This is a genomic window from Paenarthrobacter sp. UW852 (genome assembly GCF_024608385.1).
Taxonomy (GTDB): Bacteria; Actinomycetota; Actinomycetes; order Actinomycetales; family Micrococcaceae; genus Arthrobacter.
Genome location: NZ_JAMSGY010000007.1, coordinates 29,128 through 43,480, shown reverse-complemented (window position 1 = coordinate 43,480; position 14,353 = coordinate 29,128). Strand labels below are relative to the sequence as shown.

Genomic DNA, 14,353 nt, shown 5'->3' with positions numbered 1-14,353 from the left:
GGAGGGTAAGGATTAGCCCTACGGCGCCGCATACCGCACAGCGTGGTTCGGTCACGGAGTTGCCGCGGGGCCAACACCCGGAGGTTCCTTTGTTCCAACCCCTGGCACTTCAACCCCTCGCCCCCACTGACTCCACCGACATCATGGCCATCGCCAACAATCCCGTGCTGTGGATCTGCGTGGCCGGCGTCTTCGGCGTCATCATCATCCAATCCGTGATCTTCATGAAAGCGGCGCGACGCGCAGCCCCCTCCGTGGACATGAGTACGCAGGACATCAAAACCTCATTCCGTTCGGGCGCCGTATCGGCCATTGGCCCCTCCCTGGCTGTCTCCCTTGTAGCCATTGCACTCCTGGGCCTTTTCGGAGCCCCGGCGGTCCTGTCCCGTATCGGCCTGATCGGCTCCGCAGCCTACGACGTTTCGGCCGCCGGCATCGCAGCAGGGTCCATGGGCGCCAAGCTTGGGGACGCCACTTATACGCAAAGTGTCTTCGCCGTCGCGTTCTTCGCCATGAGCATCGGCGGAGCCATGTGGATGCTCGCCACCCTCATTCTGACGCCGCTGCTGCGCAAAGGCGACGCCAAGATCCGCTCCATCAACCCCGCGGCCATGGCCATCGTCCCGGCGGCGGCACTGATCGGAGCTTTCTCCTGCTTGGGGCTCACCGAGTTGCCCAAGTCCGGCATCCATGTGCTGTCCTTCATCGTCTCCGCGGCCGTTATGGGGACCTGCCTCCTGCTGGCCAAGAAGTTGGGCAAGAGCTGGCTGCGGGAGTGGGGTCTCGGGATTTCCATCGTCATCGGCCTGGCCGCCGCTTATCTGGCCGCCGGCGCCTGAGCCGGCCCGCCGCCGTCGTCCTCCACACCGGCACCTGACCCGGGCACGAAAGGAACACCCCATGTCTTCCATCACCTCTGATCCCACCACCACCAGCACCGCCTCCATGGCGGACTTCAACCGCACCACGTCCCGCTGGGGCCAAATCACCATGATCGCCGGCCTGCTGATTTCCGTTGCCGGTCCGCTGTACCTTGTCTTCGCCACCGGCCTCGATATTGGACCGGCGCAGCTCTGGGTCGCTTTTGCGGCCGTCGCTGCAACGTTCGGCATCATCTGGATCGTCGAGCCGCTCACGTACTATCCGATCCTGGGGCCAGCCGCGATGTACCAGGCGTTCATGATCGGCAACATCTCCAACAAGCTCCTGCCTGCCGCGCTGATCGCCCAAACCAACATCGGCGCAAAGCCGGGCAGCAAGCGGGCTGAACTTGCCGCCGTCGTCGCCATCTGTGGCGCCGCGGTAGTCCACCTGACCTCGCTGGCGATCTTTGTTGGGCTCCTGGGCACGTGGTTGATCAGCGTCATCCCGCCTTCGGTTTTGATGGTCACCCGCTTGTATGTGCTGCCCACTGTGCTGGGTGCCGTGCTGGTCCAGGCCATCGTGTCCATGAAGCAGCCCCGCACCACCGTGTTCGCCCTGCTGGTCTCGGCCGTCGTCGTGTTCGTGGTGTTGCCGCTGGTGCCGTCACTCGCCATGGTTTCCACCGCCATCGCCGTTCTGGGGACCATCCTGTTGGCCTGGTTCTTCCGCAGCAAGGCCACCATCGCTGAGGCGAAGCCCATCCACATCGAGTAGCAGCAGCCCACAGAACAGAGCCATCACCCGCGAAGGAAGACAGGACAAATGACAGCCACAGCTACCCTCCCCATGCTCGACGCCAACCAGACAGCCAAGCTCCACGAGTTGTACCGGCACCTCCACGCACACCCGGAGCTGTCCATGCAGGAGTTCGCCACCGCCACCGTGATCGAGGAGCAGCTGGACGGGCTCGGCATCGAGCACTTCCGCTGCGGAGGAACCGGCGTTGTGGGCGTCCTGCGGAACGGCGACGGACCAGTGGTGGCCTTCCGCGCCGACTCCGATGGCCTTCCCATCGAGGAAGCAACCGGCCTCGACTATGCAAGCACGGACACTGGCACGCTCCCGGATGGCACGGTGGTTCCCGTCATGCACGGTTGCGGCCACGACACGCACGTGGCCAGCCTGTTGGGTGCCGCCGAAGTGCTTACAGACAACCGGGACGTCTGGTCAGGAACGCTGGTGCTGATCTTCCAGCCCGGCGAGGAGACTGCAGCCGGCGCGCTTGCCATGCTCGACGACGGACTATGGGACAAGGCGCCGAAGCCGGAAGTGGTGTTCGGGCAGCACGTCATGCCACGTCCGGTGGGCACTGTCGCGATCTCCAGCGGACCGGTCGCTGCCATGGCCGATTCACTCAGGGTCACCGTACATGGGCAGCAATCACACGGCTCACAGCCGCAGGATTCCATTGATCCGATCGTCATGGCCGCACACATGGTCACCCGGTTGCAGGGGATCGTGTCCCGCGAGCTCGACCCGCGGAAGTCCGCCGTCGTCACCGTTGGGACCTTCCATGCGGGCCTTAAGGAGAACATCATTCCGGCGTCGGCCGAGTTCACGCTCAACATTCGCACGTTCGATGAGGACGTCCGTCGCCAGGTCCTTGCCGCGGTCCGTCGCATCGTTACGGCCGAGGCCGCCGCGTCAGGTGCACCCGGGCCGGACATCGAGGAAATGTACCGTTTCCCGCAGTGCTTCAACGACCCCGACGCCGTTCCTCCCGTGCTGGAGGCGCTGCGGCTGGCGTTGGGGGCCGAGTCGGTGGAAATCACTCCTCCGATGATGGGCAGCGAGGACTTCGGGCACCTCGGCACTGCTATCGGTGTTCCGTCGGTGTTTTGGATGTTCGGTGGGACGCCGGTTGCCGGGCTTGAAGGGCCTGTCCCGGTCAACCACTCGCCCTTCTTCGCTCCCGAGCTGGAAGGTTCACTGGCCGGGGGAGTCTCTGCCGCCGTCGCGGTTTTGTTGTCCCGGCTCGGGAACTGAGGGACGCATGCGCCGGGCTGCCTGCGCATAGTCTGCTGCTCCAACCCAGCCAGCTGCAGGCACGAAAAAGGCGCGCCCGTTCGCTGAGCGCGCCTTTCCCGTGATGTCTTGTCAGTCCTTGAAAGCGTCCTTGACCTTTTCGCCGGCCTGCTTCAGATCGCCCTTGGCTTGGTCAGTCTGGCCCTCAGCCTTCAGGCTTTCGTCGCCGGTGGCGTTGCCTGCAGCTTCCTTGCCCTTGCCGCCTGCCTTTTCGGCAGCGTTCTCAATCTTGTCGCCCAGTCCCATGGTGTTTCCTCCTCTGGTTCGGCAGCCGTTCGTATTCGGCTGCCTCCATACTAAGCAGTCTTAGTATCTGGTTGGCAAGTCTGGTAACTCGAAGCCGCGGGCAATGAAGACCTGCGTCGGGCTATTTGGCGGCTGACATGCCCGGTTGCAGAGTGTATTGCTTGGGCAGCTTCAGGGACCGTTCGGCCATAACCGCGCGCAGCTGGTCCGGGTAGTCGGTGATGACGCCGTCCACGCCGTCGTCCATGAGTTTGCGCATGGTTGGTTTGTCATCGACGGTCCAGGGGATGACCTGCATTCCCTTGGCGTGGGCGCGGGCCACCATGTCGGCGTTCACGTAGGGCACGTAGCCGGGGTCTGTGACGGTGCCGTTCTGGGGTGTGCCATGGACGGGGGAGATGGCGTCGAAGCCGAGGGAAGCGGCAGCGTCCACCAGATCCCCGCCGAAGTCGTCCGCGTCGATGCCGCCGAGCCAGGGGGATTTGCCCGGTTGTCCGGCCTGGAGGAAGTCCTTGTTGGTCAGTGCGACGGTGCGGATGCCGGGCTGGCGTTCCTTCACCAGGCGCAGCGAGCCCCAGTCGAAGCTTTCGATGGAGACGCGTTCTGCCATGTGTGCTTTGTTGATTTCGCGCAGGGCCACCTCGACGAACTGTTCGCGCGGCGCGGTCTCTTCGGGTGCGCCGGCTTCGACCTTGGTTTCGATGTTGAACTTGACCTGGCTGGCCCGGTAGCGGTTGGCGAGGTCGAAAACTTCGGCGAGGGTGGGCATCTTCGCGCCCGGGGAGGGCTGTTGGCCGGGGAACTGGGGCAGTGTCTGGGAGCCGCAGTCCAGGCTGCGGACCTGGTCGAAGGTGAGGTCCTTGATGTACTTGCCGACGTACGGGTAGGACGGGTCACCCGGGGTGACGGGTGCGGTGTCTTTGCATTTCTGGCCGCTGATCTTCCGGTCGTGGGTGATGACCTCCCGGCCGTCCTTGGTGATCTGCAGGTCCATCTCCAGGGTGGACACGCCGGTCTCGATGCCCTTGGCGAAAGAGGCGAGCGTGGATTCGACGGTCAGGCCGATGCCGCCGCGGTGCGCTTGCAGGTCAAAGTGGTTGTCGGTGCCGTGGGGGTTGGTGTCCGAGGCGTGGGCCGGGAGGGATGTTCCCAGGGCGAGGCCGGCGGTAATGGCGGCCGCGGTCAGCAGCTTCGTGTATTTCATGGGTTCTCCAAAGTGGGTCGGGTGGCGCCTAGTTGCGCTTGTTGTCGTGGCCTTTGTGGGTGATGTTGGCGATGGCGCCGGTCTGTTCGTTGAGCAGGACGTTGTCGTTGCGTTCGTGGTGGAAGTTGAACATGGCGTTCATGGTTCCGGCGGCGGCGTCCGCTGAGGCGTCGCCGATCTGGCCGGTATGCCAGTTGTCTTCGATAAAGCGCAGGATCGAGGCCTGGTCGGTTTCGTTGTGGTCCACGAAGTTTTTCTTGGCATAGGGGGAGATGACTACGAGCGGTTGGCGCGGGCCGGGGCCGCAGCGGTCAGCGTACCCGCCGGCGATGGGGACGCCGTTGGCCGCGGCGTTCTGGCACCAGGCGGCGTCGTCGGGGCTGTTGGAGGCGTTCTTGGGCTGGGCGGCGACGTGGTCGTACCAGCCGTCGGAGTCGTCGTAGGCGAGAACGACGGCGGTGCTGTCCCAGTTTTTGGACTGCTGGATCTCGTTGACGGTCTTGGTGATGAAGTTCTGCTCATCGACCGGGTCTGAGTATGAGGCGTGGCCGTCCTGGTAGTTGGAGGCTTTCAGGAAGGACACAGCGGGCATGTTGTCGCTGTTGACGACCTTGGTGAAGTCGGTGAGGTCGTATTGGTGGTTCGCCTGGCCGTTGTGCCCGATTTCCGCGTCGGAGGCTGGGGCCAGGTGGTGGGGGTTGGCAGTGGATGCGTAGTACTGGAAGGGCTGGTGGTGGGGGTTGTAGTCCGTGCTGGAGACTCCGGCGACGTTGTTATGGGTGCTCTTGCAGGCAGCGGGCGTCGTGGCGGTTGCCGCGGCGGTGGGTGCGAAGCCGCCCTGGAACCAGCCCCAGGACACACCCTGGTCGTTGAGCAGGTCGCCGATGTTCTTGCCGGTCATGCCGGCGAGGTTGCTGGTCTTGGCGTGGCTGTTGTTGGAGCAGTCGTCGTAGACCGGGTCCGGGTCATTGATCATGGTCCCGACGCCGTTGGAGTCGGGGACGCGGACCGTGTAGTCGCTGGCGGTGGGGTTCACAGGCTGGCCGGCTGCCGTGAATTCCTTGACACCGTGGGTCTGGCCGGAGACCAGGTTCAGCGCGCCGGGGGTGGAAGGCCCGAAGACGGTGCTGAAGTGGTTGTCGCTCATGGCATAGTTCTGGGCGTAGTTCCAGATTCCGGTGACGGTGTTGCCGTCGTAGTAGTCCATGGTCAGCCCGGGGCGCCCGTACTGGTTCGGTGCACATGCATCCTTGCTCGTGAACTCCACGAACTTGTCCATCAGCCCGCCGTTGTACGCCTTCTGTTCGGCGGTGTACTCGTGGTCCTGGTCGCAGGTGACAGCCTGCATCGGGGACAGCCGCGCCGGTTGGACCGAGTTGGGGTTGTTCGGAGCCAGCAGGCCAGCCTTGGCGAGAGTATTGATTTCCTTCGGTGTGTCCTCGGATGCCTTAAATGCGGCAGCCGGTGTGCCGGAGCCCTGCTGGGCCTCGCCCGGAATGTTCGCCGCGTTGGGGTACGTCGCGAAGTAGTGGTCAAAGGAGACGTTCTCCTGGAAGAGCACCACCACATGCTTGATCGGCGTGGCGGTATCGCCCTGGGGTTCAAGGGCGGTGGCCGGGGCCACGCCGAATCCGACCAGTCCAGCCGCCAGGGCTGAGGCGGCGAGGGCGGCCGCGCCGGTCGCGGCGGCCACTCGTTTGCGGGTAACGCGTGCCTGAATAGGCATGGGGTATCCAATCGTTCAGTTTGGGTGTGGATTGCCGCGGGGCGGCGGGTCTTGGGCGTGTTACTTGGCGGGCGCGACGTCGGCTTCGTAGGTGAGGATTTCGGTGCCGTTGCCTTCTTCGCCGTTGTCCGGGGCGACCTTCATGGTGAGGTGGTTCCCGTCGGCGGTCATCTTGAACGGGTTGCGGGTGGCCACGTGCCCGGCGGTGGACCACTGCTGGAACGGCACCTCGCGGGATACCTCGTGGGATTTGAGGTCAATCATGGCCATGCCGCCAAGTTCGTAGGTTGCCGTGGTGCCGCCGGCAGCGGGGGTCTGCGGGAGGTTGGTTACCCCGGCGCAGAGCATTTTGGCGTTGGGGACGTACTGGCAGTCTTGGTAGTCGACGAAGTAGTTCGGGTTGTCCCAAGTGGACAGTTCCTTGCCCTGGAGGTTCCATTCGGCGAACCGGCGCGAGCCCCAGGTGTTGCCGACCAGGTGGCCGGTCTGCTTGTCCAGGACGATGCCGCCGAAGTGGTCTTTGACCTCGAACTGCTTGTGCACAGCCAGGGTCGTGGCGTCGACCTTGTAGATGATGGCGCTGCTGTTGGGTCGGTATTGGGCGACTGGAACCCAAACATTGGTCCCGTCAAAGTCGATGCCGCCGGGGTGGTACATGTCGCCCTCGCCCAGGATGATGTCTTGTTGCAGGTTCCCGGACCGGTCCATGACGAACAGGTGGCCGATGCCCTTGCCAGGGGTGCGGTCGTAACCGTCCTGCGGTGCCGTGTATTTGACGGTGGGTTCCGTGATCTGCACGGCAGAGAGGAAGATGTGGTCCTGGCTGTAGGCAATTCCTTCGGTGTGATAGGTCGGGAAGTTCAGCTTCAACTTGGAGGTCTGCTGCCAGGCGGTGTTTCGGTCGACGTGGTTGAAGGCGTCGGCCAGTGCGGTATCCGTTTCGTGGTGGGTTCCGGTTTCCGCGGGGCTTGCGCCCTTGCCCGGTTCATTGGCCTGCGCTGCCGTGGTGCTGGCGATCGCCGCTGCGGCAAGTATCAGGGACGCGACCGTTGTGATGGCGCGCCGGGTGGTTTTGGAGCTCATGGGGGCCTCTTAAGGTTGGGGTCTCAACAGGAACTCCAAAGTTACTTATGGGTAATTAACCGGAAGTGGCGCGATGGTGAACAGCGCCCATCTGAAGGGTGGAACCACGGCAGTACGGGCACGTGAGAGGTCGCTCCACGTCAGGCTTACGGGCCTTAGGCAGCAAAAAGCCCCGGATAGCCGTTGAAGGAGGGCTATCCGGGGCTTGCTCAGAGCTTCCTATCAGAATCGAACTGATGACCTTTTCATTACGAGTGAAACGCTCTACCGACTGAGCTAAGGAAGCACCGCGTTCATCACCGGTTTCCCGGGCGATCACGCAAGACATAACTGTAATAGAGGCAGCGCGCCCGGGTCAAAACGAGGGCGGCGGCGGCCGTTGCGGGGATGTTCACCCGCATGTCGGGCCGGGTTCAGGCTGCGGTCTCCCGGCGGCCTGAAGCTGGGGAACCAACCGTGCCACGCACACAAGCCGAAGGAGCCGCCCAATGACCGGGGACGCATTGATCACGGACGCCAGCCACACACCCAACAGGCTGCGGCTCGCGGTGGTGGACATGGTGGGCACCACCATCACCGACGACGGCCGTACGGAGCGGGCCATGTCCCGGGCACTAGTGGAACATGGCATAGAACCCGGCAGCAGCCGGTTCGAGAGCATGCTTGGTTACGCCCGCGACACTATGGGATTCTCGAAAATGACGGTATTCAGCCACCTTTTTGAGGATGCAGCCACCGCAGAGAGCGCCAACAAGGTCTTCGAGAAGGCCTACGACGAGATGATCGACGACGGCGGCGTACGCGCCATTCCGGGGGCGGAGGACGCCATCCTGTGGATGCGTGAATCCGGCATGCAGATCTGCCTTGCCACCGGCTTTGGCCGCCACACGCAGAATACCGTGCTTGAATCGCTCGGCTGGATGGGGCTCGCGGATCTTAGCCTGTGCCCCGCGGACGCCGGACGGGGCCGACCCTACCCGGACATGATCCTGACGGCCGTGCTCGCGTTGGATCTCGACGATGTCCGGGAGGTGGCCGTAGTCGGGGACACGAGTTCGGACATGGTGTCGGGCGTACGTTCAGGGGCGTCGCTCATCGCCGGCGTGCTGACCGGCTCGCATTCGGAGGCCACCCTGCGCGCTGCCGGCGCAACCGCCGTGGTGGACTCCATCAAGCAGCTCCCGCTCCTGGTGGAAAAGCGCGAAGCCAGGCACCTCTAGCATTTCAGGCCATCCTGCGGCAGCTTCCCGTCGACAAAGTAGTCGTCGACGGCGTTGCTGACGCAGGTGTTGCTGCGGCCGTAGGCGGTGTGCCCCTCACCTTCCCATGTGACCAGGGATGCGGTTCCCAGCTGTTTGCGCAACGACTCGGACCATTCCAGGGGAGTTGCGGGGTCGCCGGTTGTGCCTACCACCACGATTGGTGCGGATCCCTTGTACTCCACAGGTGCCGGTGTCCGTGTGTGCGGGTACGGCCAGTCCCTGCAGTTGACACCGCCATAAGCGAAGAAGGAACCGAACGTGGGGGAGTCCAGCTTGAGCTGGGCTTCCTCTGCCCGCATTGCGGCGGGATCACTGACCATGGGGTAGTCCAGGCAGTTGATGGCTTGGAACGCGAGGGCGGAGTTGGAACTGTAGGTGCCGTTGGCTTCGCGGTCCGCTCCCAGATCTGCGAGCCGCATCATGGGGGAAGCGTCGCCGGAAAACGCAGCGTCAAGTGCCTGGGTGAGGGCTGGCCAGCTTTGGTCGTTGTACAACGGCAGGATCAGGCCATTGACAAAGTCGTTGCTGGTCACCAGGCGGCCGTCCTTCGCCGTTTGCGGGTTTTGGTCCACGGCGTTGATGAGGTCCCTGATCTCCTGGACGCCGTTGTCCACGGACCCGCTGAGCGGGCACGAGTTTTGCTGCTGGCAGTTGGCCACGTAGGTGTGGATGGCCCGTTCGAAGGCCTTTGCCTGTCCCGCAGTCAAGGCTTCATTGCTGATGGAGGGATCCACGGCCCCGTCCAGGACCAGGCGACCCACGTTGTCCGGGAAGAGCGAGGCGTAGGTGGACCCAAGGAAAGTCCCGTAGGAGAAGCCCAGGTAGTTCAGCTTCGCATCGTTCATGACAGCGCGCAGGACATCCAGGTCCTTGGCAGCACTCACGGTGTCTATGTGGCCCAGGACCGCGCCGGTTTGCTGGGAACACTGCTGTGCCAACGTCTTGTTGAAGGCAAAAGCGGCTTCAAGTCCTTGGTCAGTGTCTTTCCTGAAGACCTTCGCGCGGGCAGCATCCCGTTCGGCATCGGTCATGCAGGTCACGGGGGCTGAACGGCCCACGCCCCTCGGATCGAAGCCCACCACGTCAAAGTTGGCGCGGAGCTTTTCCGTCAGGAGGGTCTTGCCTGCGTCCTTCACGAAGTCCACACCGGAGCCGCCCGGTCCGCCAGGATTCACAAGGACGGTGCCTTGCTTGTTGCTGGTGCTGGGCAGCTTGATGATGGACAGCGAGATATCGCCGGCGTCGGGGTTTGCGTAGTCCAAGGGCACCTGGACTTTGCCGCAGTGGAATCCGTCCTCGCATGAACTCCACTCCACGGACTGGGAGTAGAACTTCTCCAAACCCTTGGGAGCCGAAGCGGCGATGGACGGGTCCACCGTGCTGGTGGACGGCTTGGCCGTGGGGGTGGGCATGAACGGAAGGGTGCAGGCGCTCAGTACCAGCAAGGAAGCGAGAGCGACGCACAGCGCTGCGAACCGGCGTGGTGCGGACTTCATGGATTCTCCTATTGCTGGATGAGGCTGGTAGCCATGGACTCGACGGCCAACAGCGGGGCCACGTTGGTGGTGGTGATGCGGACACGTGCTTTGTTGATGGCGTCCATCCGGGCAAGGGTGGTTTCCGGGGTTGAACGACCGGCGTACTCTTCCAGCTCGCCCTTGAGCTCAACGTTGACCAGCTCCACGGCGTTCCCCAACTGGATGATCAGCACGTCCCGGTAGAAGGACAGCAAATCCGTCAAAGTGCGGTCCAGCGAGTCCGTGATGGAGCGCTTGGCGCGCCGCTTCTGGTCATCCTCAAGCTGTTTTACCTGGCTGCGCATGGAGGGCGGCAGCGTTCCGGATTCCGGGGCGCCAAGGCTAGCGAGCAGGGCAATCTTCTCTGCCGCGTCGCGTTCGTCATTGGAGCTGTTCGCTTCGTCGGTGGCGATCTTCACAAGTTTCTCGGCCATCATCACGGCAGCCGTGACGCCCCGGAGCCCCAAGGGAATCCGGACGGTTTCCAAACGACGCTCCCTGGCGTCGGCGTCACGGGCCAGACGTCTGGCGATACCGATGTGGCTTTGCGCAGCACGCGCAGCACGGTCCGCAAGTTGGCGATCAACGCCGTCGCGCCTTACCAGGAGGTCCGCGACATCGGAGGCCGGCGGGAGCCGCAGGCTCACCGGACGGCATCGCGACCGGATAGTGACCAGGACATCGGCCGGCGAAGGGGCACACAGCATCCAGATGGTGCGTGGCGTGGGTTCCTCGATGGCCTTGAGCAACACGTTGGTGGTGCGCTCCGCCATGCGGTCCGCATCCTCCACCACAATGATCCGCCAACGGCCCGTGGCTGGCCGGTCTCCGGCCTTGGACACGAGTTCGCGGGCTTCGTCGATAGTAATGGTGACTTTTTCGGTCCGCACGAACGTCACATCCGAGTGCGTCTCGCCCAGAATCGTGTGGCAGGCCGCGCATTCGCCGCAGCCGCGACGGGTGACGTCGTCCTGCTCGCAGTTCAGGGCAGCAGCGAACGCTTTGGCTGCATTGGAACGGCCGGACCCGGGAGGACCGGTGAACAGCCAGGCATGCGTGAGGCCGGTTTCGCCCTGCGCCGCCTGCTTCAGCTGCGCCACGACGGGCGCCTGCCCCTGGAGGTCGTCCCAGACACTCACGGACGCACGTCCGAAACAGGCACGTCCGAAACAGGCACGTCCGGAACGTGGCCAGCCAACAACGACTCCACCCGGTCCAGGATCCTGGCGGTCAGCGACTCGATGTCCGCGTTCGCCGGCAGTACCAGGTAGCTTGACGGGTCCGCCGCTGCCCGGTCCAGGAACGCGTGGCGGATAGTGGAGTGGAAGTGGTCAGGTTCCGACTCCAGCCGGTCCTCGGCGGCGTCTCCTGCGGTGCGGCGCTGGCGGCCGGCGGCGGGATCGACGTCGAGCAGTATTGTCAGGTCCGGATGCAGCCCTTCAGTAGCCCATTCATTAAGGGTCAAAACGCCTTCGGCGCCCAAACCGCGGCCAGCGCCCTGATAGGCAACCGACGAATCGACGTAGCGGTCCGTGATGACCACCGTCCCCTCGGCAAGGGCCGGCCGGATGACCTGGCTGGCGTGTGCGGCGCGGGCTGCGGCAAACATGAGGGCTTCGGTGCGCGCATCGATGGTGCCGTGTCCGTGGTCCAGGACCAGGGAGCGAAGTTTCTCGCCAATGGGAGTGCCGCCGGGTTCGCGGGTTCGCAGCACGGAAAGTCCGCGTGACTCAAGGGCGTCAGAGAGCCGGGCGGCCTGCGTGGACTTGCCCGCTCCGTCCCCGCCTTCGAAGGCGATAAAAAGACCTGCTCTCGGAATACTCACGCGTCTAGCCTACCGAGCTTCACTGACATCAAGGCGCGTAACGCCTTTCATCCACAGCCTTGGCCGCGGCTACGCTAAAACCATGAGCCTTTCCGATCAGCGCGCTGCCGAATTGTCCCCGGAAACCGTTGTGGTGGCTGCTGGCCGCCCGGAGCGTGCCCATGATGAGCCCGTGAATCCGCCCATCGTCCTTTCCTCCACATACTTCGGTACCGGCTCCCTGAACGACGGGGACCGCGGCTACGGACGCTACGCCAACCCCACGTGGGACCCTTTCGAGGATGCCTTGGCGAAGCTCGAGGGCGCATCCCTTCCCGGCCTGCTCTACGCGTCCGGCCTGGCAGCCGTCAGTTCGGCGCTTTCGCTGGTTCCGGCCGGCGGCGTAGTGGTCATGCCTTCACACAGCTACTCGGGCTCATTGGTGATGGCCACCGAGTTGGCGGAGAAGGGTTTCCTGGAGCTGCGGACCGTTGATATCACGGACACGGACGCTGTCAAGGCCCTGATCAGCCCCGAGGAGGGCAAGAAAGCCGACCTCCTCTGGCTTGAGAGCCCCACCAACCCCATGCTCGGCATCGCCGACATCCGCGCCCTCACTGACGCTGCACACGCCGTGGGCGCCCTCGTCGTCACGGACAACACCTTTTCGACGCCCTTGGTGCAGCAGCCGCTGAGCCTGGGCTCCGACGTCGTCCTCCACTCGGTAACCAAGTACCTCGCCGGGCATTCCGACGTCGTCCTCGGTGCGTTGGTGACGTCCAACCCGGAACTGCGGGCCACGCTGCTGCACCACCGGATCATCCACGGCGGCATCGCCGGACCCTTTGAAGCATGGCTGGCCCTGCGGGGCCTGCGTACGCTGGCGCTGCGGATCGAACGTTCGCAAGCCTCGGCGGCCACGCTCGCCGAACGCCTCAGCACCCACCCACGCGTGGAAACCATCCGTTTCCCCGGTCTGGCCACCGATCCAGGCCACCAGCGTGCCAAGGATCAGATGAAGGGCTTCGGTTCCATCCTGTGTATCCAGATCGCCGGTGACCACCACCGAAGCGGCGCTGAGGCCGCGGACGAACTGGTCCGGGGCCTGCAGCTTTGGCTCCCCGCCACCTCGTTGGGTGGGGTGGAGTCCCTTATAGAACGTCGACGCCGGCACGCGGCTGAGCCGGTCAGCGTTCCGGAGAACCTGGTCCGGTTGAGTGTCGGGATCGAAAGTGTCGAAGACCTCTGGTCGGACCTGGACCAAGCGCTGAAGTCTTTGGACAGCTAGGCTAAAGGGCGTGGACGGAAAATTCTTGATCGCTATTGTCACCAACGCGGTCTACTTCATTTTGGGATTGGTGGCCCTCGCCCTTGAAGTGTGGGCTTTCGCGGACTGCCTGCGGCACCGGCCCACGCTGTTCGTGGCCGCGTCCAAGCGCACCAAGACGTTCTGGCTGGCCCTTACAGGTGTCGCTTTCGCCATCGGCGCGTTGACGGTCTTCACTGGAGGCAACGGGCTTGGCCTGTTCGGCATCGCTGCCGTGACCGCAGCCTCCGTCTACCTCGCCGACGTCCGTCCCGCGCTCAAGGAAGCCGGCAGCGGCGGCAACCGCAACGTCGGACCATACGGCCCCTGGTAAACAGCGTTATTTCGGCGCCACCGCGTCCCAAGCGACGGTAAGTTCGCCAAGGCGCCACCGGGCTGGCCCGTCCTGAAGCGGCCACCCGGCGTCGCGCAGTGAACGGCACATAGCCGTCCAGCGCTGCCGGTTCCCGAACGACGCCAGGGGAGCCGCCTCCAGCCACGCCTTGTCCATGGCCTGCAGGAAAGCATGGACCGGTTCGCCGGGCACGTTGCGGTGAATCAGTGCCTTGGGAAGCCGTTCAGCTACCTCCGAGGGCAATTCGAAACTCCCGAACCGCACGGAAAAGCTCAAGCTCAACGGTCGCTCCGGATCCAGCGCCACCCACGTGACGCGCCTGCCGATTTCATCGCACGTTCCATCAATGAACAGGCCCCCGGGGGCCAACCGGGACTGCACCAAGGCCCAGATGTCTTTGACGTCGGCCTCCTCGTATTGCCGCAGCACGTTGAAGGCCCGGACCAACACTGGATTGCCGGGCACGGGGAGCTCGAAGCCGCCCACGTGGAAGCTCAGCCCTGGCCGTTCGAGGGCCTTAGCGATCCGCACCCGCACCGGTTCGATCTCGATCCCGCAGACCCGCACATCCGGGCGGACGGCCTGGAGCCGTTCAAAAAGCTCGACGGCGGTGGTCGGCGAAGCGCCGTAGCCCAGGTCCACCACCAAGGGCTCGACGGCGGCGCGCAGCCGCCACGCCTGTGGCCCGGCCAGCCAACGATCCAGGCGGCGCATCCGGTTGGGGTTGGTGGTGCCACGGGTGATGTTGCCAACGGGTTTCCCGCCCCGACTCCGGGGAGAGCCCACCCGTTCCGCTTTTTGCACCACGGCCAACACTTTATCGGGTCCGATGCCCGCCCCAAGCGTGTAACGGGTGCGCATGCCGTAACGCCCGGCACGGCACCGGACCCCTCGGCTAGGA

Annotated in this window: 14 protein-coding genes and 1 tRNA gene; 6 read left to right on the top strand and 9 right to left on the bottom strand. The window is 64.3% G+C overall.

Annotated elements, in window-relative coordinates; genetic code table 11:
• The first annotated feature begins 89 nt into the window (after nucleotides 1-89).
• The 3 genes from NEK97_RS13320 (at nucleotide 90) to NEK97_RS13310 (ending at nucleotide 2,910) form a co-directional block, all read left to right on the top strand.
• The gene (locus NEK97_RS13320; protein WP_257370362.1) at nucleotides 90-839 is read left to right on the top strand and encodes a DUF5058 family protein; all 750 of its coding nucleotides are present in this window, start codon (nucleotides 90-92) and stop codon (nucleotides 837-839) included.
• 61 nt (nucleotides 840-900) lie between these two features.
• Nucleotides 901-1,638 carry a hypothetical protein gene (locus NEK97_RS13315; protein WP_257370361.1) on the top strand — a complete coding sequence of 246 codons (738 nt, stop codon included), beginning with the start codon at nucleotides 901-903 and terminating at the stop codon, nucleotides 1,636-1,638.
• A gap of 48 nt (nucleotides 1,639-1,686) precedes the next feature.
• Complete coding sequence (locus NEK97_RS13310; RefSeq protein ID WP_257370360.1) at nucleotides 1,687-2,910, top strand: amidohydrolase; 1,224 nt, start codon at nucleotides 1,687-1,689, stop codon at nucleotides 2,908-2,910.
• A gap of 111 nt (nucleotides 2,911-3,021) precedes the next feature.
• Here the strand turns inward: NEK97_RS13310 and NEK97_RS13305 are convergent, their stop codons facing one another.
• The 5 genes from NEK97_RS13305 to NEK97_RS13285 form a co-directional block, all read right to left on the bottom strand.
• Nucleotides 3,022-3,195, bottom strand: coding sequence for a CsbD family protein (locus NEK97_RS13305; RefSeq protein ID WP_211711403.1), 174 nt, complete (start codon nucleotides 3,193-3,195; stop codon nucleotides 3,022-3,024).
• Nucleotides 3,196-3,316: 121 nt separating this feature from the next.
• Nucleotides 3,317-4,399, bottom strand: coding sequence for a glycerophosphodiester phosphodiesterase (locus NEK97_RS13300; protein WP_257370359.1), 1,083 nt, complete (start codon nucleotides 4,397-4,399; stop codon nucleotides 3,317-3,319).
• Nucleotides 4,400-4,427: 28 nt separating this feature from the next.
• Nucleotides 4,428-6,125 (bottom strand): phospholipase C, encoded by a 1,698-nt coding sequence (locus NEK97_RS13295; protein ID WP_257370358.1) that lies wholly within the window; start codon nucleotides 6,123-6,125, stop codon nucleotides 4,428-4,430.
• Between the two features lie 60 nt (nucleotides 6,126-6,185).
• Nucleotides 6,186-7,208 (bottom strand): DUF6454 family protein, encoded by a 1,023-nt coding sequence (locus NEK97_RS13290; RefSeq protein WP_257370357.1) that lies wholly within the window; start codon nucleotides 7,206-7,208, stop codon nucleotides 6,186-6,188.
• A 213-nt stretch (nucleotides 7,209-7,421) separates the two neighbouring features.
• Nucleotides 7,422-7,494, bottom strand: a tRNA-Thr gene (locus tag NEK97_RS13285).
• A 202-nt stretch (nucleotides 7,495-7,696) separates the two neighbouring features.
• On the opposite strand from NEK97_RS13285, the gene NEK97_RS13280 reads away from it, so the two are divergent.
• Complete coding sequence (locus tag NEK97_RS13280; RefSeq protein WP_257370356.1) at nucleotides 7,697-8,428, top strand: HAD family hydrolase; 732 nt, start codon at nucleotides 7,697-7,699, stop codon at nucleotides 8,426-8,428.
• On the opposite strand, the gene NEK97_RS13275 is transcribed toward NEK97_RS13280, so the two are convergent.
• The 3 genes from NEK97_RS13275 to tmk are packed head-to-tail and all read right to left on the bottom strand — an operon-like array spanning nucleotide 8,425 to nucleotide 11,812.
• Nucleotides 8,425-9,966 (bottom strand): alpha/beta hydrolase, encoded by a 1,542-nt coding sequence (locus tag NEK97_RS13275; RefSeq protein ID WP_257370355.1) that lies wholly within the window; start codon nucleotides 9,964-9,966, stop codon nucleotides 8,425-8,427. The two genes, NEK97_RS13280 and NEK97_RS13275, sit on opposite strands and share 4 nt — an antisense overlap.
• An 8-nt stretch (nucleotides 9,967-9,974) precedes the next feature.
• On the bottom strand, nucleotides 9,975-11,126 hold the full coding sequence (locus NEK97_RS13270; RefSeq protein ID WP_211711397.1) for a DNA polymerase III subunit delta': 1,152 nt from the start codon (nucleotides 11,124-11,126) through the stop codon (nucleotides 9,975-9,977).
• The gene (gene tmk, locus NEK97_RS13265) at nucleotides 11,123-11,812 is read right to left on the bottom strand and encodes a dTMP kinase (protein ID WP_257370354.1); all 690 of its coding nucleotides are present in this window, start codon (nucleotides 11,810-11,812) and stop codon (nucleotides 11,123-11,125) included. Before tmk ends, NEK97_RS13270 begins: the two co-directional genes overlap by 4 nt.
• A gap of 82 nt (nucleotides 11,813-11,894) precedes the next feature.
• Here tmk and NEK97_RS13260 point away from each other — a divergent pair, with 82 nt between their 5' ends.
• Together NEK97_RS13260 and NEK97_RS13255 are read left to right on the top strand one after the other, a co-directional pair.
• Nucleotides 11,895-13,079, top strand: a complete 1,185-nt coding sequence (locus tag NEK97_RS13260; RefSeq protein ID WP_257370353.1) for a PLP-dependent aspartate aminotransferase family protein — start codon at nucleotides 11,895-11,897, stop codon at nucleotides 13,077-13,079.
• A gap of 10 nt (nucleotides 13,080-13,089) precedes the next feature.
• Nucleotides 13,090-13,431: a DUF2516 family protein gene (locus NEK97_RS13255; protein ID WP_257370352.1), complete on the top strand. Its 342-nt coding sequence runs from the start codon at nucleotides 13,090-13,092 to the stop codon at nucleotides 13,429-13,431.
• Nucleotides 13,432-13,437: 6 nt separating this feature from the next.
• On the opposite strand, the gene NEK97_RS13250 is transcribed toward NEK97_RS13255, so the two are convergent.
• Nucleotides 13,438-14,259: a class I SAM-dependent methyltransferase gene (locus NEK97_RS13250; protein WP_257370351.1), complete on the bottom strand. Its 822-nt coding sequence runs from the start codon at nucleotides 14,257-14,259 to the stop codon at nucleotides 13,438-13,440.
• Between the last annotated feature and the right edge of the window lie 94 nt (nucleotides 14,260-14,353).

What these genes read in the sequence shown, in the direction of transcription:
- NEK97_RS13315 (WP_257370361.1), top strand. Translation starts at nt 901, where the DNA reads ATGTCTTCCATCACCTCTGATCCCACCACCACCAGCACCGCCTCCATG.
- NEK97_RS13310 (WP_257370360.1), top strand. Translation starts at nt 1,687, where the DNA reads ATGACAGCCACAGCTACCCTCCCCATGCTCGACGCCAACCAGACAGCC.
- NEK97_RS13305 (WP_211711403.1), bottom strand. Translation starts at nt 3,195, where the DNA reads ATGGGACTGGGCGACAAGATTGAGAACGCTGCCGAAAAGGCAGGCGGC.
- NEK97_RS13300 (WP_257370359.1), bottom strand. Translation starts at nt 4,399, where the DNA reads ATGAAATACACGAAGCTGCTGACCGCGGCCGCCATTACCGCCGGCCTC.
- NEK97_RS13295 (WP_257370358.1), bottom strand. Translation starts at nt 6,125, where the DNA reads ATGCCTATTCAGGCACGCGTTACCCGCAAACGAGTGGCCGCCGCGACC.
- NEK97_RS13290 (WP_257370357.1), bottom strand. Translation starts at nt 7,208, where the DNA reads ATGAGCTCCAAAACCACCCGGCGCGCCATCACAACGGTCGCGTCCCTG.
- NEK97_RS13280 (WP_257370356.1), top strand. Translation starts at nt 7,697, where the DNA reads ATGACCGGGGACGCATTGATCACGGACGCCAGCCACACACCCAACAGG.
- NEK97_RS13275 (WP_257370355.1), bottom strand. Translation starts at nt 9,966, where the DNA reads ATGAAGTCCGCACCACGCCGGTTCGCAGCGCTGTGCGTCGCTCTCGCT.
- NEK97_RS13260 (WP_257370353.1), top strand. Translation starts at nt 11,895, where the DNA reads ATGAGCCTTTCCGATCAGCGCGCTGCCGAATTGTCCCCGGAAACCGTT.